The 21,303-nt window shown below is 69.7% G+C and carries 24 protein-coding genes and 1 tRNA gene; 17 read left to right on the top strand and 8 right to left on the bottom strand.

Annotated features, from left to right (window positions below):
* Window positions 1-332: 332 nt before the first annotated feature.
* Window positions 333-1,061, bottom strand: a complete 729-nt coding sequence (locus tag ABD331_RS52695) for a phytanoyl-CoA dioxygenase family protein (protein WP_344493711.1) — start codon at window positions 1,059-1,061, stop codon at window positions 333-335.
* A gap of 544 nt (window positions 1,062-1,605) precedes the next feature.
* Between ABD331_RS52695 and ABD331_RS52690 the strand changes: the two genes are divergently transcribed.
* Window positions 1,606-2,442: a carbon-nitrogen hydrolase family protein gene (locus ABD331_RS52690; protein ID WP_344493709.1), complete on the top strand. Its 837-nt coding sequence runs from the start codon at window positions 1,606-1,608 to the stop codon at window positions 2,440-2,442.
* A 351-nt stretch (window positions 2,443-2,793) separates the two neighbouring features.
* Here the strand turns inward: ABD331_RS52690 and ABD331_RS52685 are convergent, their stop codons facing one another.
* Together ABD331_RS52685 and ABD331_RS52680 are read right to left on the bottom strand one after the other, a co-directional pair.
* Window positions 2,794-4,665, bottom strand: a complete 1,872-nt coding sequence (locus ABD331_RS52685) for an adenylyl cyclase (RefSeq protein WP_344493707.1) — start codon at window positions 4,663-4,665, stop codon at window positions 2,794-2,796.
* Window positions 4,666-4,811: 146 nt separating this feature from the next.
* A complete protein-coding gene (locus tag ABD331_RS52680; protein ID WP_344493705.1) occupies window positions 4,812-6,179 on the bottom strand; it encodes a cytochrome P450 in 1,368 nt (455 codons plus the stop codon).
* Between the two features lie 81 nt (window positions 6,180-6,260).
* Here ABD331_RS52680 and ABD331_RS52675 point away from each other — a divergent pair, with 81 nt between their 5' ends.
* On the top strand, window positions 6,261-8,012 hold the full coding sequence (locus ABD331_RS52675; protein WP_344493703.1) for a peroxidase family protein: 1,752 nt from the start codon (window positions 6,261-6,263) through the stop codon (window positions 8,010-8,012).
* Between the two features lie 91 nt (window positions 8,013-8,103).
* Here ABD331_RS52675 and ABD331_RS52670 read toward each other — a convergent pair whose 3' ends face one another.
* Window positions 8,104-8,385, bottom strand: a complete 282-nt coding sequence (locus ABD331_RS52670; protein ID WP_344493701.1) for a hypothetical protein — start codon at window positions 8,383-8,385, stop codon at window positions 8,104-8,106.
* Between the two features lie 68 nt (window positions 8,386-8,453).
* Here ABD331_RS52670 and ABD331_RS52665 point away from each other — a divergent pair, with 68 nt between their 5' ends.
* Complete coding sequence (locus tag ABD331_RS52665) at window positions 8,454-8,864, top strand: VOC family protein (RefSeq protein WP_344493699.1); 411 nt, start codon at window positions 8,454-8,456, stop codon at window positions 8,862-8,864.
* 25 nt (window positions 8,865-8,889) lie between these two features.
* Window positions 8,890-9,096, top strand: a complete 207-nt coding sequence (locus ABD331_RS52660) for a hypothetical protein (RefSeq protein WP_148433494.1) — start codon at window positions 8,890-8,892, stop codon at window positions 9,094-9,096.
* A gap of 37 nt (window positions 9,097-9,133) precedes the next feature.
* Here ABD331_RS52660 and phoU read toward each other — a convergent pair whose 3' ends face one another.
* A complete protein-coding gene (gene phoU, locus ABD331_RS52655) occupies window positions 9,134-9,778 on the bottom strand; it encodes a phosphate signaling complex protein PhoU (RefSeq protein WP_344493696.1) in 645 nt (214 codons plus the stop codon).
* Window positions 9,779-9,910: 132 nt separating this feature from the next.
* Between phoU and ABD331_RS52650 the strand changes: the two genes are divergently transcribed.
* Together ABD331_RS52650 and ABD331_RS52645 are read left to right on the top strand one after the other, a co-directional pair.
* On the top strand, window positions 9,911-11,083 hold the full coding sequence (locus tag ABD331_RS52650; protein WP_344493717.1) for a sensor histidine kinase: 1,173 nt from the start codon (window positions 9,911-9,913) through the stop codon (window positions 11,081-11,083).
* Window positions 11,080-11,772: a response regulator transcription factor gene (locus ABD331_RS52645; RefSeq protein ID WP_148433496.1), complete on the top strand. Its 693-nt coding sequence runs from the start codon at window positions 11,080-11,082 to the stop codon at window positions 11,770-11,772. Before ABD331_RS52650 ends, ABD331_RS52645 begins: the two co-directional genes overlap by 4 nt.
* A 54-nt stretch (window positions 11,773-11,826) precedes the next feature.
* On the opposite strand, the gene ABD331_RS52640 is transcribed toward ABD331_RS52645, so the two are convergent.
* Complete coding sequence (locus tag ABD331_RS52640) at window positions 11,827-12,408, bottom strand: copper chaperone PCu(A)C (protein ID WP_344493693.1); 582 nt, start codon at window positions 12,406-12,408, stop codon at window positions 11,827-11,829.
* Between the two features lie 251 nt (window positions 12,409-12,659).
* Between ABD331_RS52640 and ABD331_RS52635 the strand changes: the two genes are divergently transcribed.
* The 4 genes from ABD331_RS52635 (at window position 12,660) to ABD331_RS52620 (ending at window position 14,475) form a co-directional block, all read left to right on the top strand.
* A complete protein-coding gene (locus ABD331_RS52635; RefSeq protein WP_043624891.1) occupies window positions 12,660-13,142 on the top strand; it encodes a CarD family transcriptional regulator in 483 nt (160 codons plus the stop codon).
* A 17-nt stretch (window positions 13,143-13,159) separates the two neighbouring features.
* Window positions 13,160-13,630 (top strand): 2-C-methyl-D-erythritol 2,4-cyclodiphosphate synthase, encoded by a 471-nt coding sequence (ispF, locus tag ABD331_RS52630; protein ID WP_344493684.1) that lies wholly within the window; start codon window positions 13,160-13,162, stop codon window positions 13,628-13,630.
* A 182-nt stretch (window positions 13,631-13,812) separates the two neighbouring features.
* Window positions 13,813-14,109 (top strand): GlsB/YeaQ/YmgE family stress response membrane protein, encoded by a 297-nt coding sequence (locus ABD331_RS52625; RefSeq protein WP_344493682.1) that lies wholly within the window; start codon window positions 13,813-13,815, stop codon window positions 14,107-14,109.
* 96 nt (window positions 14,110-14,205) lie between these two features.
* Entirely contained in the window at window positions 14,206-14,475 is a 270-nt protein-coding gene (locus tag ABD331_RS52620) for a GlsB/YeaQ/YmgE family stress response membrane protein (protein ID WP_148433499.1), read from the top strand.
* A 78-nt stretch (window positions 14,476-14,553) separates the two neighbouring features.
* Here ABD331_RS52620 and ABD331_RS52615 read toward each other — a convergent pair whose 3' ends face one another.
* Window positions 14,554-15,549 carry a hypothetical protein gene (locus tag ABD331_RS52615; RefSeq protein WP_344493678.1) on the bottom strand — a complete coding sequence of 332 codons (996 nt, stop codon included), beginning with the start codon at window positions 15,547-15,549 and terminating at the stop codon, window positions 14,554-14,556.
* 57 nt (window positions 15,550-15,606) lie between these two features.
* Here ABD331_RS52615 and ABD331_RS52610 point away from each other — a divergent pair, with 57 nt between their 5' ends.
* From ABD331_RS52610 to ABD331_RS52585, 6 genes are all read left to right on the top strand, one after another.
* Window positions 15,607-15,993 (top strand): PPOX class F420-dependent oxidoreductase, encoded by a 387-nt coding sequence (locus ABD331_RS52610; RefSeq protein ID WP_344493676.1) that lies wholly within the window; start codon window positions 15,607-15,609, stop codon window positions 15,991-15,993.
* Between the two features lie 43 nt (window positions 15,994-16,036).
* Window positions 16,037-17,428, top strand: coding sequence for a cysteine--tRNA ligase (cysS, locus tag ABD331_RS52605; RefSeq protein WP_344493674.1), 1,392 nt, complete (start codon window positions 16,037-16,039; stop codon window positions 17,426-17,428).
* A gap of 219 nt (window positions 17,429-17,647) precedes the next feature.
* Window positions 17,648-18,610 (top strand): 23S rRNA (guanosine(2251)-2'-O)-methyltransferase RlmB, encoded by a 963-nt coding sequence (gene rlmB / locus ABD331_RS52600; protein ID WP_344493672.1) that lies wholly within the window; start codon window positions 17,648-17,650, stop codon window positions 18,608-18,610.
* Between the two features lie 20 nt (window positions 18,611-18,630).
* Window positions 18,631-18,703, top strand: a tRNA-Thr gene (locus ABD331_RS52595).
* Window positions 18,704-18,910: 207 nt separating this feature from the next.
* Entirely contained in the window at window positions 18,911-19,111 is a 201-nt protein-coding gene (locus ABD331_RS52590) for a hypothetical protein (protein WP_344493670.1), read from the top strand.
* Window positions 19,083-19,394, top strand: a complete 312-nt coding sequence (locus ABD331_RS52585; protein ID WP_344493668.1) for a hypothetical protein — start codon at window positions 19,083-19,085, stop codon at window positions 19,392-19,394. The genes ABD331_RS52590 and ABD331_RS52585 overlap by 29 nt, the downstream gene beginning before the upstream one ends.
* 477 nt (window positions 19,395-19,871) lie before the next feature.
* Here the strand turns inward: ABD331_RS52585 and ABD331_RS52580 are convergent, their stop codons facing one another.
* On the bottom strand, window positions 19,872-20,042 hold the full coding sequence (locus ABD331_RS52580; RefSeq protein ID WP_344493666.1) for a hypothetical protein: 171 nt from the start codon (window positions 20,040-20,042) through the stop codon (window positions 19,872-19,874).
* A gap of 192 nt (window positions 20,043-20,234) precedes the next feature.
* On the opposite strand from ABD331_RS52580, the gene ABD331_RS52575 reads away from it, so the two are divergent.
* Complete coding sequence (locus ABD331_RS52575) at window positions 20,235-21,275, top strand: hypothetical protein (protein ID WP_344493664.1); 1,041 nt, start codon at window positions 20,235-20,237, stop codon at window positions 21,273-21,275.
* The last annotated feature ends 28 nt before the right edge of the window (window positions 21,276-21,303 follow it).

The following is a 21,303-nucleotide window of genomic DNA, read 5'->3' as shown; positions in this document are numbered from 1 at the left end:
CCCCGCGCGGTGAGGCCCCGCGCGGTGAGGCCCCGCGCGGTGAGGCCCCGCGCGGTGAGGCCCCGCGCGGTAAGGCCCGCGCGGTAAGGCCCGCGCGGTAAGGCCCGCGCGGTGAGGCCTGAGGCGGTGGATCTTGAGGCGGTGAGCCCCGGCGTGGTGAGGCCTGAGGCGGTGAGGCACGGCGCGGCCGGTTACAGACGCGGCTGGGGGATCACGCCGCGCCGCCATCAGCCGCTACCGCCCTCGGCGCCGCTACCTTACTCGGCCGTCATCACCTTCGGGCGTCATCGCCTTCGGCCGTCATCGCCTTCGGCCGTCATCGCCTTCGGACGTTACCAGTTGATGGCGCGCGCCAGCGGCGTCCGGTTCCCCGGTGCCAGGGGCGCGGTCAGCAGGACCGGCATCTGGGCCATGAACCGCGGCTCGGTGCCGAAGTGCTCTTGAGCCGCGTGCACGGCGAACGGATGCACCACGTACGCGTCCCCCGGACCACCCGTGGCCAGCGCCACCGCCCGATCGCGCCCCACCTCGTCGAAGATCGGCCCCATCTGCATCGGATCACGCACCTCGTCGTCGTCGAGCACCTCGACCAGATCTCGCTGCGACCCGACCCGGATCCTGGTCGGCGCGTCGTCCTTGCCGACCTCGGAGAACAGCACCAGCAGCAGCAGCGTGGCGGGCCGCCTGCTCACTCCCCACGAGCCGTCGGCGCGCTGGGTGTTGCTGTCGACGTGCCACCCCCGGTCATCGGCGGGCGGCACCCGCGGAAAGCGGATCGGGATGTTGCCCACACTGCCGCGCCGATGCCACCCGCCCGGTCCGGCGATGGCGTCCAGAGCCGCGTGCAGCCGCGGGCTGGCCATGAACTGGCCGAACGGTCCCACGCCGGTCAGGTCGGCCGCCCACACCACCGGCTGCGTCCAACCGGCGGGATCGTCGGGGGACAGGCCGATCTGCTGCCACAGCAACGCCCTGGCCTCATCCCCGACCTCACGCGGCACCACCTGGTCGACCTTGATGAACCCATCGGCGATGAAGCGCTCGACATCGACGTTCTCCATGCCCAGCACGCTATCGACGCTGTCCACCGCTTTTCGGGCCGCTCGCCGAGCGGGAACACCGGCGACTCGCCCTGCGCTTGCGACGACGCCCTGCGCTTGCGACGACGCCCTGCGCTTGCGACGACGCCCTGCGCTTGCGACGACGCCCTGCGCTTGCGACGACGCCCTGCGCTTGCGACGACGCCCTGCGCTTGCGACGACGCCCGGCGGCCTGTGACGTCGGCCTGCGCCTGCGACGCCCTGCGCCTGCGACGCCCTGCGCCTGCGACGCCCTGCGCCTGCGACGCCCTGCGACGCCGCCCTGCGACGACGGCCCGCGCCTGCGAGGGCTTGCGCTTGCGACGGCCTGCGCTTGAGATGACGCCCGGCGGTTGCGATGGCGCCCTGCGGCCTCAGGGAGCTGCTGGACGTGGGCGCGCGGGAGGGCTCGGGCGGGTGATCGCTCCGTGCGGCGAGGAGACGCAGGCAGGCCAGGCTAGGATCTCGGGGTGCGCGGGCCGCCGCCGAGGGTGGACGGCGCGGGTGGAAGCGGGTGAGACGGCGGATGGGAGAGATCGGGATCTCCGGCCGGTTGCGGGTAGCCGCTCTGCAAGCGCCCCTGACCTGCGTCGCGTCCGGCGATCTGCCCGACGTCCTGGCCCGTTGCTCCCAGGAGGACATCGACCTCCTCGTCCTCCCCGAGTGCTACTTCGGCGGCATGCCTCCCGACAGACTGGCCGCCGAGGCGGTGGCGATCGCACCGCCCTACGCGAGCCTGCTCACGTCCCTGGCAGACGGCCCGCCCTCGACCACAGTGGTCGCCGGGTTCACCGAGCGCTCCGGCCAGGGGCGGTTGCACAGCTCGGCCGCCGTCGTACGTGGCGGGAGGCTGGTCGGTGAGATCTCCCGGAAGGTGTTTCCGCGCGAGGCGGCCTTCGACGCGGGGGACGACCTGCCGCTGCACCAACACGGCGAGCACGCCTTCGGCATCGTCATCTGCTACGACTGCAACTTCGTCGAGCCGTCGCGTCTCCTGGCGCTGGCCGGGGCCCGCATCCTGGTCTGCCCGCTCAACAACGACTTGTCCGTGGACGTGGCCCGCCGGTGGCGGGAGAGGTCGCGTTCGACGTCCATCGCGAGGGCGGTGGAGAACGACTGCTGGGTGATCACGGCGGACGTGGCGGGTACGGCGGCGGGGCGGGAGGGGATCGGCGCGACCCGCGTCATCGCCCCGGACGGCCAGGTGGTCGCCGAGTCGGACGCGGGTGCGGCCTCGCAGTTGGTCGTGGCGGATATCGAGGTGTCGGGCGACTCCATGCTCGCCCGCTGGGACGTGCGCCGGAACCCGGCGGTGTTCGACAGGTGGCGGCAGAGCTGGGGCGCGCCTGAAGCAGGGTCGTGATCAGAGCAGAGCTGTCGAAGCGGCCTACCCGCTCAAGCGAGTCTCCCTCCAAGGCCAGCCGCTCAGGCGGATCTCACGGCGGCCCACCGAGGCCGACCCGCTCAGGCAGGTCTCTCGGCAGCCCACCGAGGCCGATCCGCCCAAGCAGGTCTCACGGCAGCCCGCCAAGGCCGATCCGCCCAAGCAGGTCTCACGGCAGCCCGCCAAGGCCGATCCGCCCAAGCAGGTCTCACGGCAGTCCATCAGGGCCGATCCGCCCAAGCAGGTCTCACGGCGGCCCCCGCACCCCAACCCGCCCAGGAGGGTGTCGCGGCAGGCCGGCCCTCCCCGCGGAGCCGGCCGCCGGAAAACTTACTGGGTGGCGGGGTAGTCCGTGATGTAGACGGGCGCGCCGACCTTGGTGGTGTCCGCCGCGTCCCCCACCCCGTTGACGACATGATCGAGCGTCCCCGCACTGAGGTTGACGGTCATGATGTGGTGCAACCGCACCCCCGCCCGCTGCGGCACCTCGAAGCCGTTCGCTGTATGAATCTGCGGGTTGTTCTGGTTGAACACGTACACCCCGCCCCCATACAGCCGATGCCTGCGCACCCGCTCGCCCACCTTGTACCCGGCCCACCCTTCGACGTCGCCGTTCATCCAGTCGGCCTGCGTCGGCGGGTCGTAGGGCAGCTCGTTCTGGTAGAGGATCGTGGTGCCGTCGTCACCGTTCCAGATGGTGTTGTACTGCTGGAAGTGCTCCACGAACAGCCCGGTCGCGGTCACGTGGTCGCCGTTGATGACGGCGCCGTTGCGGCCCAGGTTGGTGTTCCAGCGCTGGGTGTCGTTGAGGCCTTCGACGCCGTGGTCGGCCCGCCACACCCAGGTGTGGTCGATGAGCACGTGGTCGCTGTTGACCTCGAGTGCGACGTCGGTCTTGCCGATGTGCGGCCCGCCGACCCGGAAGTACACGTCGGACAGGGTCGTCGGGTTGTCGGGGCGGCTGCGGTGCTCGCCGTGCCGCTTGCCGACCCGCAGCAGGACGGGTGACTGCTCGGTGCCGGCGTCGATGGTGACGCCCGCGACGACGACGCCGGGGACGTCGGCGACGTCGAGCGGGGTGGAGCCGTGGACGGCGGTGAGGGTGGCGTGGCCGAGCCCGAGTACGACGGTGTCGGGCCGCTTGATCTCGATGCTGCGCGCGATGTCGTACACGCCGGGGGTGAGCAGCAGGTGCTTGCCGCGGGCGAGTTGCCGGTTGATGTCGTGCGCGGAGTCGGACGGCTTGGCGACGTAGAAGTCGGTGAGCGGCACGGTGCGGCCGGGCGTGAGGCCGGCGCCCCAGGAGACGCCGCGCGTCTCCTTCCGGGCGGCGGGGACGCGCACGTTGTAGCGGCCTCTGGCGTCGGTGTAGAGGTAGGGCTTCTCGCGGCTGACGGGGGTGGTGTCGAGGGTGGTGTACGGCGGGTTCGGGAAGCCGGTCTCGGCCGGTGCGCCTTCGACGCCCGAGAAGACCTGGTTCCACACGCCGTTCGACCAGCCGGCGACTTCGCTGTTGCGGGTCAGCCACTGCTGCTGGGAGCCGTTCGTGACGGACGGCAGCCGGGAGTCGGCGATGAAGCCGCCGCTGGCGTACTGGGGGCCGGCGGTGCAGTAGTCCATCAGCGAGAAGGTGCCGCCGGTGACGTTGAGCCTGCGCAGGGACACCGCCTGCGAGACGGCCCAGAAGTTGGCCGTGGACCTGCAGCCGTCCTGGCCCGCCGCGTTGATGTTGATCGACAGGTTGGACAGGGTGCGCCAGAAGTTGACGAGCGCGAGGCAGTTGCTGGTGCCGCCGTCCGCGAGGCAGCGGTTGTAGACCTCGACCTTGCCGTTGATGACGACGTCGGTGGGGGAGGCGCCCAGGCCGGCGATCTCCGTGTAGTAGCCGACCTTGATCTGGAGCGGCTGCTCGGCGGTGCCGTACGTGCCGGGTTTGAACAGGTACGCGTGGCGGTTGGCGCCCATCTCGTCGTCCACCTGGGCCGTGTGGGCGGCGTCGAGGGTGGCCTGGATGTCGGCGACCGGCATGCCCGGGTCGAAGACGGTGACGTTCGGCCCGAGGTCGGGTGAGGAGGGCGTGGCGGTGGCGGCGGTCGCTCCCGCGGATAAGACGGTGGTCGTGGCGGCGGCGGTCAGGAGGGCGGTCGTGAGCACGAGGCCGAATCGCGGCGCCCGGCCACGGGGAGGCTGGGTCGTCGTCATGCGGTCCGTCCCTTCCACTGCGAGGTGCGCAGTGCTCTGGGCATCGGCTTGACTGCCTTTGAGAGAGCGCTCTCTCAAGGGCGGTCAGGCTTACGTCGAGGCCTGAAGAATGGGTTCGGATGTTTCTACCGCGTTACCTGGCCCGTTCACAAGACGGTCGGCTCGACGCTCAGGCGCAGGGTGAAGGGGTCCAGGGCCTTCGGCAGCAAGCGGCCGGGGCCGAGGCGCGGGCCGACCGGCCGGAAGTCGTACTGGCGTAGCAGCGTGGCCAGGGCCGAGGCGGCGACCGTGATCCCGAGATCGCTCCCCGGGCAGTGGGCGGGGCCGGCCGAGAACGGCACGATCGACCAGTCCGCCTCCGCGCGCCCGTCCAGCCAGGCCTGCGGGGTGAAGTGGTCGGCGTAGCCGATCTGCGGGTTGCGGCTGTGGACGGCGACCGGGATCAGGATGTCGGTCCCGGCGGGGAGCGTGCCGTCGTGCCAGCCGGTGGGCTCGGTGACGACCCTGGGCAGCGTGGCTACCAGCGGCCACAGGCGCAGGGACTCGTTCAGGCAGGCGCGCAGGTGCCGCCGGTCGCTTGAGGTGGCACGGGCCTCGGATCGCGCCCGTTCGTAGTGCTCGGGGTGGCCGGCGATCAGCGCCAGGGTGGGGCCGAGCACCGTCGAGCCGATCCCCTCCAGGGCCATCAGCCAGTGCGGCACCTGACCGGCCGGGCACGTGCGCGCGGTCGTGGGTGCTTCGGCGGCGAAGTTCGCCAAACTCCCGCTCAGGCTCGTCGGGCTCCTGCCGAGGACCGCCAGGCCGCCGGCCGTGGCCGCCGCCAGGTGGCGCTCGATCCCCGACGTCACGACCGCCCGCAACCTGCGCGTCCGCCCCGGCCGGGGAAGGCGCAGGCCGAGCCAGTTGCCCTCGCGGCGCAACGCGTTCACCGCCGCCAGGATCCGGACGTCGTCGCGAGCCGCGTCACCGAGCACCAGCCGCAGGACGGCCCGGTCGTACCCGCCCCGCAGCCCCGCCCAGTCCACAGGACCGGGGCCGCGCCCGAGAACCCCGTCCAGCTCCTCCGCCATCACCTGGTCGATGCGCGGGGCCAGCTCGCCGGACGCTCTCCCCAGCACGGCGCTGTTGAACCGCCGCCGGTCCTTCCGCGTCTCCCCGCGCGACAGCAGCAGGCTGTCCGGTTGCAGGGGCGAGAACCCCCGCCACTTCTCCTCCGTACGCAGTGAGAAGACCGAGTCGCTGCCGCCCAGCACCCGTTCGACGTCCCCCTGCGCGAGGAGCACGAGCACCTTCCCGCGCGGCCCCCGCACGTAGATCGATCGGCCGCCGTGCCGCACCCGCAGCCGCATGCACAGGCGCTGCGCCGCCGCCTGCGCGCCGACCCGGGCGATCAGCCGCGTCATCAGGGGCCTGCGGACGACGATGCCCCTGGCGTACTCCGGCAGGGAGTAGAGCAGGGCGAACAGCAGGCTCTCCAGCGTGCTCGCGTGAGGCACCTCGGATGTCCCCGTCACGGAACCCTCCTGACTTCGGCATACCACAAATAGTAGTTAAACGATTACTATTAGTGAAGACCCGAAAGGCGGCGATCGGTCATGTCCAGGACATCGAAGCTGTTCTCCAGGGAGTGGTACGAACTGCCGTTCCTGCTGCAACTCGTGGCGCTGGCCAGGATGCGCGCGGCCCTGCGCCGGCACAACCTGTACGACACCCGCCCGGCTGGCGGCGAGCCGGCGCCCGCCCCGTCCCGCCCCCGGCCGGGTCACCGCAGCTACGACGGCTCCGGCTACGACCCTCGCGACGCGGACATGGGCCGGGCGGGCACCCGCTTCGACCGCAACGCCCCGCTGAGCCTGACCGTCCCCGACGAGCAACTGCTGTCGCCCAACCCCCGCGAGGTCTCCAACCGGCTGCTGACCAGGGGCGACCTCATCCCCGCCCCCACGCTGAACCTGCTGGCCGCCGCCTGGATCCAGTTCCAGAACCACGACTGGTTCAGCCACGGCGACAACCACCTCGCCGACCCCGTCGAGGTCCCGATCCCCGAGGGCGACCACTGGTACGAACGCGTGATGCGGGTGCGCCGCAGCCGTCCCGACCCCACGCCCCACACGTCGGCCGGCGCCGCGCCCACGTACGAGAACACCGTCACCCACTGGTGGGACGGCTCGCAGCTCTACGGCAGCTCCGAGCGGCGCTGCCGTTCGCTGCGGACCGGCGAGGACGGCCTGCTGGCGCTCCAGGACGGGCGGCTGCCGGACGAGACCGACTCCGGCCAGGCCGGGATCGACCTGACGGGGTTCAGCGACAACTACTGGGTGGGCCTGTCGCTGCTGCACACCCTGTTCGCCAAGGAGCACAACGCGATCTGCGGCAGGCTGCGCGAGGCGTACCCCTCCTGGGACGACGAACGGCTCTTCCAGACCGCCCGCCTGGTCAACGTGGCCGTCATGGCCAAGATCCACACTGTGGAGTGGACCCCCGGCATCCTCGACAACCGGGCCGTGCGCCTGGGCATGCACACCAACTGGGCGGGCCTGCTGGGGCAGGGCTTCCGCCGCCGTCACGGCCGCGTCGGCAGGGGCGAGGTGCTGTCGGGCATCCTCGGCTCGCCCATGAACCACCACGCCGCCCCGTACTCGATGACGGAGGAGTTCATCGCCTCGTACAGGTTCCACCCGCTGATCCGCGACGACCACCCGGTCCGCTCCCACCGCGACGGCAGCCTGATCACCACCGAGGAGCTGCTCCCCATCCAGGGACGCCACACGCGCGCCGCCATAGACAGGCACGGCATGTCCGACTGGCTCTACTCCTTCGGCGTGACGAACCCCGGCGCGCTGACCCTGCACAACCACCCGCACGCCCTGCGCGACCTGGTACGCGTCAGCGGCGAGCGGATCGACGTCGGCACCCTCGACATCCTGCGCGACCGCGAACGCGGCGTGCCCCGCTACAACGACTTCCGCCGCGTGCTGCGCAAACCGCCGGTGACCGGCTTCGACCGGATGACCGCCGACCCGCGATGGGCGCGGGAGCTCGCCGAGGTCTACGACGGCGACCCGGAGCGCGTGGACGCCACCGTCGGGCTGCTCGCCGAGCCCAAGCCGCCGGGCTTCGCGCTGTCCGACACCGCGTTCCGCGTGTTCGTGCTGATGGCGTCGCGGCGGCTGAAGAGCGACCCGTTCTTCACGGACCTCTACACGCCCGAGGTCTACAGCCCGGAGGGGCTGGACTGGATCGACAGGACCGGCATGACCGAGGTGCTGCTGCGCCACCACCCCGAGCTGGCTCCGGCGCTGAGCGGCGTGCCGCACGCGTTCGCGCCGTGGCGGACGCCCGCGTGAGGCGCGAGCCGGGCGAAGGCCCCCCTTCGCCCGGCGTCGCAACCGGTCTGCCCGAAGGAGATGTTAGAGCCACGCCCGTGACCTGCGCGGATCACTGTCCGGTTGGCGGCCAGCTTTCCCAGCGGGGCGGGGGAGCCTCCATCGCCTCGGCGTACTGCTCAGCCCTGGCCTGGCAGCCCGGGCAGAGGGGCTGGTCGGTGGAGCGGGCCACGGCCTCGGGCTTGGCGGGGCGCAGGGTGCCCAGCACGCTGAAGCCCGGCGGGAGGCCGGTCTCCGGGTCGATCAGGAAGGTCGTGACCTCTTTGGGGTCGTAGCTGAATTCGCGCTTGCAGACGAAACAACGGCCTGTCTCTGTGTCGCGCTTTTCCGACATGAATGCATCTTAGGGATCGGTCAGGAATCGAGAAGCGGCCCTTCGCGGACGCCCATAGCGTGACCGGCATGGACATCTCCATTCATTCGAGTTTCCTGCCGCACGACGATCCCGACGCGTCTCTCGCCTTCTACCGCGACGTGCTCGGCTTCGAGGTCCGCGACGACGTCGGGTACGACGGGATGCGCTGGATCACGGTCGGCCCCGCGGGCCAGCCGGGCACGTCCATCGTCCTGCAGCCGCCGAACGCCGATCCGGGCGTCACCGAGGAGGAGCGGCGCACCATCGCGGAGATGATGGCCAAGGGCACCTACGCGGGCATCCTGCTGGCCACCGCCGATCTCGACGGCGTCTTCGAGCGGCTGCAGGCCGGTGACGCGGAGATCGTCCAGGAGCCCATCGACCAGCCGTTCGGGGTCAGGGACTGCGCCGTGCGCGACCCCGCGGGAAACCTGATCCGCATCCAGCAGCGGCGCTGAGGCGCCGGCGACTGTGGGAGGTCCGATGAACTGGAACAAGTGGATGCGCCAGAGCCATCGCTGGCTGTCCGTCGTCTTCACGGTGACCGTGATCGGATGCGTCGTCGCCGTGTCGCAGGAGCAGCCGCCCATGTGGGTGTTCTACCTGCCGCTGCTCCCGCTCGTCCTGCAGATGATCACAGGGTTGTTCCTGTTCGTGCTGCCGTACGCCGTCAGGCGGCGCGAGAGGTGATCGCGCGAGGGGCCGCGAGGCCCCCGCGCCCTCGCCGTCAGCTGGGGCGAGCGCCGGTGACCAGGTAGACGACGTCCTGCGCCACCCGCACCGCGTGGTCCGCGTACCGCTCGTAGTAGCGCCCCACCAGCGTGATGTCGATCGCCGGCTCGACGCCGTGCTGCCAGTCCTTGGCCAGGATGTTCCTGAACAGCCTGCGGTGCAGCCGGTCCATCGCGTCGTCGTCCGCCTCCAGCTCCAGGGCGGAGTCCACGTCACGCGACGCCACGCAGCTCCCGGCCTTGGTGACCAGGTTCTCCGCGATCTGGCCCATCTCCAGGATGGTGGAGCGCAGCGCGGGCGGGATGGCGGAGTCGGGGTGCCGCAGCCGGGCCACCTTGGCGACGTGCACCGCCAGGTCGCCCATGCGCTCCAGGTCGGTGCCCATGCGCAGCGCGGTGATGACCATTCTCAGGTCCACCGCGACCGGCTGCTGGCGGGCCATCAGCTCGAAGATGGATCCCTCGATGTCGGCGAACACCGCGTTCACCTCCTCGTCCCGCGAGATCACGCTCTCGGCGAGCTGCAGGTCGGCATCGAGGAGCGCCGTGGTGGCACGGGAGATCGCCGAGCGGACAAGGCGGGTCATCTCGACCAGCTTCTCGGTCAGTGCGTCAAGTTCTTCATGGTACGCGTCGCGCATGTCGTCACCGTACGACCCGCTCGATGAACGAACCCCTACAGCAAGATGAACTTTCCAGGAAAGGGTCGTTCATCCCCTGATGAGGGGGTCTGTCCTGCGAAAAGGACACCTACCATCGAAGGCATGAGTGAGATGGCCATGAGCTTCGCGGCCCTGGCCGGGTTCGTGGTGGGCGCGCTGGCGGTTCTGTTCTACCGCAATCAGATCGAGGCCCCGAGCCGGGCCGCCGCCGCTGACGGCGTGGAGACCGGTGCCGCGCTGCCGCAGGGCGTCGCCTCGGTGCTGGCCGTGCTGCCGTCGTCCGCCGTCGTCCTCGACGCCCACGACCGCGTCCTGCGCGCCAGCTCGGCCGCGCGGGCGTTCGGGCTGGTCAAGGGCGACCGCCTGATGGCCGCGGAGCTGCTCGCGCTGGCAAGACAGGTGCGCAGGGACGGCGAGATCCGCGAGAGCGAGATCGACGTCGCCGGGCACAAGTTCGGCCAGGAGACCACCAACTTCGCCGTCCGCGTGGCGCCGCTCGGCTCCTACGGCCAGGTGCTGGTGCTGGCGGAGGACCAGACCGAGCGGCGCAGGGTCGAGGCCGTGCGCCGCGACTTCGTCGCCAACGTCAGCCACGAGCTGAAGACCCCGGTGGGCGCCATGAGCCTGCTGGCCGAGACCATCCAGGACGCCGCGGACGACCCCGAGGCGGTCAGCCGCTTCGCGGGGCGCATGCAGCACGAGGCGGCCCGCCTCAACTACCTCATCCAGGACCTGATCACGCTCAGCCGGATCCAGGGCGCGGAGCCCATCCCGACGCCGGGTCAGGTCTCGATCGACGAGTCCATCCACGACGCCATCGAGTACTGCAACACCAGGGCGTCCGCCAAGGACATCGCGCTCGTCACCGGTGGCACCGAGGGCCTGCGCATCTGGGGCGACGACGAGCTGCTCGTCACCGCCCTGCGCAATCTGATCGACAACGCCGTCGCCTACAGTCCCGAGCACACGAGGGTCGTCGTCAGCGTGCGGCCCGCGGGCGACTCCGTCGAGATCAGCGTCAGCGACCAGGGGATCGGCATCCCCGAGGAGGCGCTGGAGCGCATCTTCGAGCGTTTCTTCCGCGTCGACGCGGCCCGGTCGCGCGCAACGGGCGGTACCGGTCTCGGTCTCGCCATCGTCAAACACGTCGCCGCGGCCCACGCCGGCGAGGTATCCGTCTGGAGCAAGGAAGGGTCCGGCTCCACCTTCACCCTCCGCCTGCCCGCCTTCGGCGGCACGGCGGTGGTAGTACCACCCTCGATTCCCCTGGAGGCAGCCACATGACCCGAGTACTCGTCGTGGAGGACGAGGAGTCCTTCTCGGACGCCCTGTCCTACATGCTGCGCAAGGAGGGCTTCGAGGTGTCCGTCGCGGCGACCGGGCCCGAGGCGCTGGAGACGTTCGACCGCAGCGGCGCCGATCTGGTGCTGCTGGACCTGATGCTGCCCGGCCTGCCCGGCACGGAGGTGTGCCGCTCGCTGCGGCAGCGCTCCAAGGTGCCGGTCATCATGCTGACGGCCAAGGACAGCGAGATCGACAAGGTCGTCGGCCTGGAGCTGGGCGCCGACGACTACGTCACCAAGCCGTTCTCCTCGCGCGAGCTGGTGGCCCGCATCCGCGCGGTGCTGCGCCGCCAGGGCGACGTCGTGGAGGAGCTGGAGACGGCCGTGCTGGCCGTCGGCCCGGTCCGCATGGACGTGGACCGCCACGTCGTGGCCGTGCGGGGCGAGCAGGTGCAGCTCCCGCTGAAGGAGTTCGAGCTGCTGGAGGTGCTGCTGCGCAACGCGGGGCGGGTGCTGACCAGGGGCCAGCTCATCGACCGGGTCTGGGGCGCCGACTACGTGGGCGACACCAAGACGCTGGACGTGCACGTCAAGCGGCTGCGCGCGAAGATCGAGTCCGACCCGTCGAACCCGCGCTGCATCCTGACCGTGCGCGGCCTGGGCTACAAGTTCGACGCCGTCGAGGAGTAGATCGCACGGAAAAACCCCGGTACCGCCTGGTACCGGGGTTTTCTCGTGCGATCGTCAGTGACCCTCTTCCGCCGCGGTGGCGGACGGGGTCGGCGTGGGCGAGGGAGCCGCGGTGGCGCCCGGCGCCGGCGGGTAGTCCTTGAACTCGCGGCTGCGCGTCACCACAGGCACGTTCAGGGACACGACACCGGCGTTGGCGAACTGGAGGTCCAGTTTGATGCTCTCGCCGCCCCTGAGGCTCTTGGGGATCGCCTCGAGCATGATCTGGGGCGCCGGCTTGCCGGTGTTGACGAGCGTGTTGGACGGGAGCTGGATCGGCGCGGTGACCTTCACCGTGCCCATGTCGCCCGCCGAGACCGCCTGGAGCGTGTCGGCGGCGCCCGCGGTGTTGAGGATGTTGAGGTAGACGGGGGCGGAGCCGCGCCACGGAAGCTGGGCTCCGGAGTCGGGGCCGAGGATGAACGCCTGCGGGATGTGAATGCCGCTCTTGCCGTACGCGCCCTTGTCGATCAGCACTTGTGCTTCGTTGGGGGCGTAGGGCTTGTTGGTGGTGGCGTCGAAACCGGCCGCGCAGCCCGCGAGCGCGGGGGCTGCCAAGAACGCGGCGGCTACGGCAATCCAGCGACGGCTGGTCACGGGCGGGTACTCCTTGGTCTTGCGCAGGTGTCGCGCGTGCGTGATGTGCAGCGCCCACCATATCCACCCCAATGCAAGGTCATATCCGCACCCCTGCAGGTCATTCGCTATGTCCGGAAATGCGATTCATAGAGTTGAGCGCTTGTCAAGCCCCAATATGCGGCTTTGACCTGCAGTTATGAGGATTTCACTGTTCCGGGAGGCTGTGGATGCGTGGTACCCTGGAGTACAGCGGAAGGGGTACTTGTCACATGACTTTCCAGGTCGGCGACACTGTCGTCTACCCCCACCATGGGGCTGCTCGGATCGAAGCAATCACGAAGCGATCCATCAAGGGTGAGGAAAAGACCTACCTGGTGCTCAAGGTCGACAAGGGCGACCTTACCGTCCAGGTGCCAGCTGAAAACGCAGAACTCGTCGGCGTGCGCGATGTTGTCGGTCAGGAAGGCCTTGAGCGGGTTTTCGACGTCCTTCGGATGCCGCACACCGAGGAGCCGACCAACTGGTCTCGTCGCTACAAGGCCAATCTCGAGAAGCTCGCCTCGGGTGATGTCAACAAGGTTGCCGAGGTCGTTCGGGACCTGTGGCGGAGGGACCGCGAGCGCGGCCTGTCCGCGGGGGAGAAGCGGATGCTCGCCAAGGCTCGTCAGATCCTGGTCAGCGAGTTGGCTTTGGCCGAGAAGACCAATGAGGACAAGGCTGAGGCCCTGCTCGACGAGGTCCTCAACTCCTGAACACGAATCTTCCACGGGTGGGCGTCGGAGTCGACGTCCACCCGTTCTCGTCGAGCGACTCAGGCCGCGAGCTCAACCTCGCGGGCCTGCGCTGGCCGGGTGAGGTCGGTCTCGAAGGCCACTCCGACGGCGACGCCGCGGCGCACGCCGCCTGCGACGCCCTGCTGTCGGCGGCCGGTCTGGGCGACCTGGGCCGGCTGTTCGGCACCGCCGACCCGCGCTGGGCGGGCGCCTCGGGCGCCGTCCTGCTGGAGGAGACCGCCCGCCAGGTACGCGCCGCGGGCTTCGAGATCGGCAACGTGGCCGTCCAGGTGGTCGGGAACCGTCCCAAGCTGGCCCCGCGCCGCGAGGAGGCCGAGAAGGCCCTCAGCGCGGCCGTGGGCGCGCCTGTGAGCGTCTCCGCCACCACCACCGACGGGCTGGGCCTGACCGGGCGTGGAGAGGGCGTCGCGGCCATCGCGACGGCGCTGGTCGTCAACCTTTCCTGAGTTTCCCGCGTCATACGTAGGGACGCGTGAGGGTGTCCTGGCGGGTCGTCGCCTGGCCCGCCTGATTCGGAGGCGGCGGTTCGTCACTGGCGCGGTACGGACCGCCGTCTTCTCATGCGTAGTTTGCCTGATCAGAGGGTATGTGTCCCCAAGACATGTGAACGTCTCGGGGGGAGCTACACATGATCGGCGCGATTGTTTCCGCAGTAGTCATCGGCGCCATCGTCGGTGCGCTGGCCAGACTGCTGGTGCCCGGCAGGCAGAACATGTCCATCGGCCTGACCCTCATCGTCGGCATCGTGGCCGCCCTGGTCGGCACGCTGATCGCGCATGCGTTCGGGTGGGCCGACACGAGAGGCATCGACTGGATCGAGCACATACTCCAGCTCGCTCTGGCCGTCATCGGCGTGCTGCTCGTGACCCGCATGGGCATGGGGCGCGGTCGCGGTGGTGGCCGTACAGGCCGAACCATGACCTGACCTGCGCCTTCGTAACAAAATGCATAAACCCGGTAGATCGGGTAGCCACCTCCCCGTGAGGATGAACCGCTCACCCTCATGGGGAGGTTTCACATCATGACCATCGAATCCATCCTTGGCGCCATCGTGATCGGCGCCGTCATTGGCGCAATCGGTCGCCTGCTGCTGCCCGGCAGGCAGGCCATCGGGTGGATCCTCACCATCGTCGTCGGCATCGTCGCGGCCCTCGTGGGCACGTTGCTCGCGCAGGTGCTGGGCGTGGAGACGACCCCCGGCATCGACTGGATCGAGCTGGTGATGCAGGTGGTGCTCGCCATCGTCGGTGTGGGCCTGGTCGCCGGGCTCAAGCGCGGCTCCCGCGTCTGACGCCCCCGGCCAAGGCGGGATACATCAGAAACACCGACCCGCCCGGGACCTCCCGGGCGGGTCTGCGCATGTCCTGAATCAGTCGTCGGGCGGGCGCGGGGTGCTGCGCAGCCTGCCGGACGGGGCCGGCGTGTCGTCGTGGATCACCGGGTGCGGGGCGGTGTCCTCCAGCTCCTCGTTCTGCTGCTCGCTCTCGTCGGCGGTCTCCGGGCCGTGGGCGGGGTCGGGGGTGCGCTCCTCGTCCTCGAAGACGGGGTGGGGCTGGGTGTCGACGTCCTCGTCGTCTTCGTTGGGACGGGGGTGGACCAGGACGTCGGCGGGCTTGACGCGGTCGCCCCAGCGGACGGGGCGTTTGGGGGCCTCCTCGGGTGCCTCGGGCTCCTGTACGTCTTGTACGGCGGCCGGCTGGACGGGCTCCTGAGGGGGCTGGGACGGGTCCTGTAACGGCTTGATGGTCTCCTCCTCCTGTACCGGCCACTCGGCCACCCGCGTCGAGACAGGAGGCGTTTCAGGCGCGGCGGTCGGGCCGACCACCGGTGTGGGCTCCAGCAGCCCGGGCGCGGGCGCCTCGGTGGCCAGCGGGGGAGCCGCCTGGGGGCGGTGGAAGGGCACGAGGTCCTGCTCCGCCCCGTGGTCGGCGGCCTCGGCGCGTTCCGGGCCACGTACGTGCTTGATCAGCAGTAACCACAGCCACAGCGCCAGGGCCAGCATGATCCACGGCGCCAGCGCCACGCCCACGGCGGTCTGGCGCGCGTCGAAGGCGAAGCGCACGGCGGTGGCCACGTTCACCGCGGCGGCGGCGACGATCAGCAGCACCAGCACGAACGCCGCCTGCACCCGGACCAGCATCCTGGCCGGGCGCAGCAGCAACACGCCGATCAGCGCGATCAGCAGAAGCGCGTCGAAGGCGGCCGGATAGAGGAAGGCGAGGTCGGGCCTGGCCTCCCCGGTGAGCGCCAGCGCGCGCAGGTCGTCGAAGGAGAGGGCGCACGCGGCCGCGGTGAGGGCGGCGACCGCGAGCCCCGCCAGGGCGATGCCCAGACGGCGGAGCGTAGAGGGGGGAGTCACGTCCATGGCGGTTTCGAGCCTACAGAACAATGATGGTCAGGACCGATCAAGGGAGACCCGCTCATGGCAGAGCTGTCGGAAGATGTCCGCAAACTCCTGGACGCGCCGAATTACGCGACGGTGACAAGTCTGAATCCCGACGGGGGGCCGCAGTCGTCGGTGGTGTGGGTGCGTACGGACGGGAACGACATCCTGTTCTCCACCGCGAAGGGGCGCAGGAAGCCGCGCAACTTCGAGCGTGACCCGCGCGCCAGCCTGCTGGTCATCGACCCGCAGAACCCCTACCGCTACGTGGAGGTGCGCGGGCGGGTGACCATGACGCCCGACCCCGAGGGTGAGCTCATCGAGGAGCTGTCGCAGAAGTACCAGGGCACGTCCTGGACCGACAAACCGGGCACCGAGCGTCTTATCGTACGGATCTCGCCGGACAGGGTCTTCTTGCGGGGTTGATTTAGCGACGTGGTAACCGCGTCGAGGCGTTAGCCTTGCCTTCGTGAGCCTGCACATCTACGACACCAGCACGCGCGCCATCCGTGAATTCGTTCCGGTCGAAGCCGGCCGGGCGTCGATTTACCTGTGTGGGGCCACCGTGCAGGCTCCGCCGCACATCGGTCACATCCGCTCGGGTGTGAACTTCGACGTGCTGCGGCGCTGGCTGATGCGGTCCGGGTACGACGTGACGTTCTGCCGCAACGTCACCGACATCGACGACAAGATCATCAGGGTGTCCGCCGAGGAGGGCGTGCCCTGGTTCGTCGTCGCCGAGCGCAACCAGCGGGCCTTCACCTGGGCGTACGACACGCTCGGCTGCCTGCCGCCGACCGTCGAGCCGCGCGCCACGGGGCACGTCCCCGAGATGATCACGCTGATGGAGCGGCTGATCGAGCGCGGCCACGCGTACGCGTCCGGCGGCGACGTCTACTTCGACGTACGCTCCTACGCCGACCGCTACGGCTCCCTGTCCAACCAGAAGCTTGAGAACATGCGCGGCGCCGGCGACACCGACGACGAGTCGTGCAAGCGCGACCCGCGCGACTTCGCCCTGTGGAAGGGCGAGAAGCCCGGCGAGCCGACCTGGCCGACCCCGTGGGGCCCCGGGCGGCCGGGCTGGCACCTGGAGTGCTCGGCGATGGCCACCAAGTACCTCGGCCCGACGTTCGACATCCACGGCGGCGGCATCGACCTGATCTTCCCGCACCACGAGAACGAGATCGCCCAGTCGCAGGCGGCCGGCGACGGCTTCGCCCGCAACTGGATGCACAACGGCATGCTCAAGATCGGCGCCGAGAAGATGAGCAAGTCGCTCGGCAACTCGCTGCTGATTCCCGAGATGGTGCAGAAGGTCCGTCCCGTGGAGCTGCGCTACTACCTGGCGGGCCCGCACTACCGCTCCTCCATCGAGTACTCCGAGGAGGCGCTGCAGGAGGCCGCGGCCGCGTACCAGCGCATCGAGGGCTTCGTCACGCGCGCCGCCGAGGTCATCCACGACGTCGACGCCGACGCGCCCCTCCCGCAGGCCTTCGCCGACGCCCTCGACGACGACCTCGGCACGCCGCAGGCGCTCGCCGTCGTGCACGAGGTCGTGCGCGAGGGCAACGTGGCGCTGTCGCGCGGCGACAAGGAGGCCGTCGCCCGGCTGCTGGCCGAGACCCAGAACATGCTCGACGTGCTGGGCCTCGACCCGCGCTCGCCGCAGTGGCGCGGGGCGGGCTCCGACCTGACGCCCGTCGTGGACGCGCTGGTGGCGGTGGCGTTGGAGCAGCGGAAGGCGGCCAGGGAGCGTAAGGACTACGCGGCTGCCGACGCCATCAGGAACCAGCTCGCTGCTGCTGGGATCACCGTTGAGGACACGCCGCATGGGGCGCGCTGGGAGCTCAGCCACTAGCTGTGTTGAACCACCCGGCGGGGTCTGCTGGGAGCCTCCGTTCGGCTGGGTTTGCTGAGCGCTCGGCCGCCAGCACTTCGCCCAGCGGGCACGTTGGAAGCTCAGCCATCAGCACTTCGCCCGGCGAGGCGCGCCGGTAGCTCAGCCCCGTGGGTGCCAGCTTGAGCCCTGTGATCTCAGTGGCTCAGGCTGACCGGCGGCCCGAGTACCCTTGTTGCCATGGCAGCAGGCGGTAGGGCTTCGGGCAGGCCCGCGAAGAAAAAGGGCCCGTCCAAAGGCGCCGGGGGGCAGAACCGCCGGTCGCTGGAGGGCCGCGGCGCGACCCCGCCCGCCGAGATGCGTCACTGGTACAAGGACAAGGCGCGCGCCGAGCGCGTAGCCCGCGAGGAGCGCGGCGGCACCCGCCGCCCCGCGCCCGCCAGGCAGCGCCGCTCCGAGGATGCCCCGGAATACATCGGCGGCCGCAACCCGGTCCTGGAGGCCCTCCAGGCCGGCGTCCCGGCCAGCGCCCTCTACGTCGCCCAGCGCGTCGACAACGACGACCGCGTACGCGACTCCATCAAGATCGCGGCCGAACGCGGCATCGCCCTCCTCGAAGTCACCCGCGACAAGCTCGACCGCCTGACGGAGGGCGCCGTACACCAGGGCGTCGCACTCCAGATCCCGGCCTACGACTACGCGCACCCGTCCGAGCTGGTCGACCTCGCCCATGACGCCGCCGAGGTGCCCCTCATCGTCGCCCTCGACTCCGTCACCGACCCCCGCAACCTCGGCGCCATCGCCCGCTCCGCCACCGCCTTCGGCGCCCACGGCCTGCTCATCCCGTCCCGCCGCTCGGCCGGCGTCACGGGCGGCGCCTGGAAGACCTCCGCGGGCACCCTCGCCAGCCTCCGCGTCGCCCGCGCCGCCAACCTGACGGCCGCCCTACGCGAATACCGCGAAGCCGGCCTCTTCATCCTCGGCCTCGACGGCGCCGGCCAGACCGACATCGGCGACGCCGACCTCCTCGCGGAACCCCTGGTGGTCGTCGTCGGCTCGGAAGGCAAGGGGCTGTCGCGACTGGTGCGGGAGCAGTGCGACGTGGTGGCGCGGATCCCCATGCAGGCTGCCGCCGAGTCGTTGAACGCGGGGGTGGCGGCTGGGGTGGCGCTGTATGAAGTCGCTCGTCACAGGCGTCTCTAGCGTCTACACTGGTAGGCCGTGCCGACGTAGCTCAATCGGCAGAGCATCTGTCTTGTAAACAGAAGGTCAGGGGTTCGATTCCCCTCGTCGGCTCACAGGCGGGAGGCCCTCGCGATCTTCGCGAGGGCCTCTTGATTTCCCTACGGCGAGCTTCATCTGGTCTCCTCCCGGCGCGCTGTCGCGTCTGGCGGCTATCCTCGCGGTATGAGCGCTCAGCCTGTCCATTCACAAGTTCCTCCGGAGCCCCGGGTGCCGCGTACCGTCGATGGGATCGCGGACGCGCTTCAAGGTGGCCGGCGGATGGAGTTCTACCGGGAGCTCGGTACGGCGCGGCTGGATCAGGCTGAGGAGATTCTGCGCCGGTGGTGGTGTGAGGCGATGCTGGACACCGACCCCGAGGCCGAGCAGATTCGCCGGGCCGCAATGGACGGCACCTTGCCGGTCGTCACGATGGAGGACATTCTCGCTCGCCGTGAGCGGCAGGGCCTGCCTCTTGAGTGAGTATGAAGAGGAGGAGGGGTGGCCTTGCTACTTCTCCGAGAGCGTGGCGGAGCTGTTGGCGGATCCCCAGGTCAGCCCGGCGTTGTTCTCGGCGATCGCTGCGCTGTCCGTTGAGATCAACGAGACGAGGGGCGGGGTCTCCGGGCACACTGCCTCGTCCCAGTGGCCACAGCAGCGGAGGGTTCCACTCGGCAAGGATGGGGTTCTGGGTGTCGCCGAGTACGTCGTCGTGGCGGACGCAGAGGAACCGCACTGCGTCATCACTCGTGTTCAGGTGTACTGAGCGGGCGGAACCTCGCCCGATCTTGCTAACGAATCTGCTAACAACGGCTCTGGATGTTCGTGGACAGCCAAGGAAATCCCGGAGCCGGAGGACCCCTTCCACGCAGGCGCTGAGGTCAGTCTCGGACGACCATGGACGATCTGGAACCCTCTTGTAAACAGAAGGTCAGGGGTTCGATTCCCCTCGTCGGCTCTGCACCAGAAAGCCCCTGAACAGGCGTTATGCCGTCAAGGGCCTTCGGCTTTCACCCTGGGGAAACGCTCGGTCATCGCCAGGGCAGCGCTTCGCGCACGGGAGCTCAGGCTGTGTCGATTGGGGGGCACCGCCCCCCAAGCCCCCAGTCCAAAAGCGAGGTCCTCCCGCTTCGGGCGCTTCGCGCCATGCGGTTCGGGCTGTGAAATTGGGGGGGGCGCGGCCCCCCCAAACCCCCAGCTCAAATACCGCTGGCGCCGTCTCGTTGGCCGGGTAGCAGGACCCCTAAGAACCAACCCGGTCGGCCAGCCCTCGCAGCTCAGCCGAGGCGGGATCCTGCATCGGGAGCAGCTCGGAGACGAGTTGCCGCACCATCCGGTGGTTGCGGATCTGCTCCGGAGTGATGCTCTCGGCCTCCAGCAGCCCCGCCCTCCTCCACTTGCCGACGCTGTCCACGCGCCCACGCGAGATCCACCGCCGGCCGCGCCCGCCGCTCCGCCGACAGCGTCGAGGCGTCCACCGCCGCCCCGGCCAGCAACGCATGACTGGCATCCGCCGACCTCCACCTTGTGCAGCGCCACGTTGACCGGCCCGAACTCGGTGTAGTCGTTCGCCGTTCACCGACCCGCGCCCGCCATACTTCCTCGAATGAGGATTGATGTTCCGACGTCGCTGGGATCCATCACGTGCCCGTCCGGGCGACTGGTGATCGCCGATACCGGCTATCTGCACTTGTGGTCGGGGGACGCGCCACCGGCAGCGGACGAGGCCATGCTGTCCGCAGTAGACGACCCGGCGTTGCGTGAGAGTATCCGCGCCTCGGTTGACCTGGCCGTGGTGGGTCCTGACGCTGAGACTGCCGCTCGTTCCTTCAACCGCCAGTCCGGTACGTGGCTCTATGACATTCCCGGACATGCGGTCGAGCAACTGGTCGGCGTTTTCGCCGAGCACTGCCGGGAGCAGGGGTTCGATGCCTGGCTGGAAGGTCAGGAACGTCGGGTGACGCACCGTGAACGTGTCGAACGCGCAGTGCGGGACGGTGGTTCGGAGTTCATCATGAGTGGCGTTCCTGTTGTGGCGATCGGTGGTCTGCCCACCGACCAGGAGATCGTCGTGACGGCAACCTCCCGGGATTACGGGGACATCGGGGTGGGATGGGAGTCGGTCATCCTGAGGGTGCGTTCCACACAGCCCACATCGACCAGGCTCCTGGGGCATGTCGGGGTGGACGCGGCTCGGCTCAGCCTCATCGATGCCGACGGGTTGGCGTCGTGGCGGCATGAGGAGCCGATCGATGGCCTGGCTGACGTTGCGTTCTGGGGGCGATCGGTGCAGGAGGCCGCTGCCGCCTTCTCGGCTTCACTTCTGGCGCATCCCGGGGAGGACGGGGTGTATGGGTGGGCGGATCTGCCGGTCCGCGAGGCAGTCGACCGTGCGGTCGCTTTGCGGGAGTGGAAGGACGCTGTCGCGGAACGGATGATTGCCATTGATTTCCGGCCGCATTCCCACCACTGGCAGATCATGGCCCAGGTCAGAGCGGCGAGGCACGAGGTCGGCACGATCGAGGTCGGTGGCACTCGGACGATGTGCTTCATGACTAGTTGGGGCGATGGGTTCTTTCCTGTCGCTGCCGACTACGACGCCGACGGACACCTTGCGCAAATTCGGATCGTCCTTGGCGACGGGTAATGTCAAGCTCGACTTGAGGCGATGTATG

This window comes from Nonomuraea monospora, from assembly GCF_039531895.1.
GTDB lineage: Bacteria > Actinomycetota > Actinomycetes > Streptosporangiales > Streptosporangiaceae > Nonomuraea > Nonomuraea monospora.
Note: the sequence above shows the minus strand (reverse complement) of the source record. Positions and strands in the feature narration are given on the sequence as shown.

Coding starts and splice junctions, on each gene's coding strand:
- ABD331_RS52695 (WP_344493711.1), bottom strand. CDS start 1,061: ATGGAGAACGTCGATGTCGAGCGCTTCATCGCCGATGGGTTCATCAAG.
- ABD331_RS52575 (WP_344493664.1), top strand. CDS start 20,235: ATGAGGATTGATGTTCCGACGTCGCTGGGATCCATCACGTGCCCGTCC.
- ABD331_RS52620 (WP_148433499.1), top strand. CDS start 14,206: ATGACCATCGAATCCATCCTTGGCGCCATCGTGATCGGCGCCGTCATT.
- ABD331_RS52660 (WP_148433494.1), top strand. CDS start 8,890: ATGAACTGGAACAAGTGGATGCGCCAGAGCCATCGCTGGCTGTCCGTC.
- ABD331_RS52645 (WP_148433496.1), top strand. CDS start 11,080: ATGACCCGAGTACTCGTCGTGGAGGACGAGGAGTCCTTCTCGGACGCC.
- ABD331_RS52590 (WP_344493670.1), top strand. CDS start 18,911: ATGGAGTTCTACCGGGAGCTCGGTACGGCGCGGCTGGATCAGGCTGAG.
- ABD331_RS52675 (WP_344493703.1), top strand. CDS start 6,261: ATGTCCAGGACATCGAAGCTGTTCTCCAGGGAGTGGTACGAACTGCCG.
- rlmB (WP_344493672.1), top strand. CDS start 17,648: ATGGCAGCAGGCGGTAGGGCTTCGGGCAGGCCCGCGAAGAAAAAGGGC.
- ABD331_RS52635 (WP_043624891.1), top strand. CDS start 12,660: ATGACTTTCCAGGTCGGCGACACTGTCGTCTACCCCCACCATGGGGCT.
- ABD331_RS52625 (WP_344493682.1), top strand. CDS start 13,813: ATGATCGGCGCGATTGTTTCCGCAGTAGTCATCGGCGCCATCGTCGGT.
- phoU (WP_344493696.1), bottom strand. CDS start 9,778: ATGCGCGACGCGTACCATGAAGAACTTGACGCACTGACCGAGAAGCTG.
- ABD331_RS52650 (WP_344493717.1), top strand. CDS start 9,911: ATGGCCATGAGCTTCGCGGCCCTGGCCGGGTTCGTGGTGGGCGCGCTG.
- ABD331_RS52615 (WP_344493678.1), bottom strand. CDS start 15,549: ATGGACGTGACTCCCCCCTCTACGCTCCGCCGTCTGGGCATCGCCCTG.
- ABD331_RS52665 (WP_344493699.1), top strand. CDS start 8,454: ATGGACATCTCCATTCATTCGAGTTTCCTGCCGCACGACGATCCCGAC.
- ABD331_RS52685 (WP_344493707.1), bottom strand. CDS start 4,665: ATGACGACGACCCAGCCTCCCCGTGGCCGGGCGCCGCGATTCGGCCTC.
- ABD331_RS52670 (WP_344493701.1), bottom strand. CDS start 8,385: ATGTCGGAAAAGCGCGACACAGAGACAGGCCGTTGTTTCGTCTGCAAG.
- ABD331_RS52610 (WP_344493676.1), top strand. CDS start 15,607: ATGGCAGAGCTGTCGGAAGATGTCCGCAAACTCCTGGACGCGCCGAAT.
- ABD331_RS52690 (WP_344493709.1), top strand. CDS start 1,606: ATGGGAGAGATCGGGATCTCCGGCCGGTTGCGGGTAGCCGCTCTGCAA.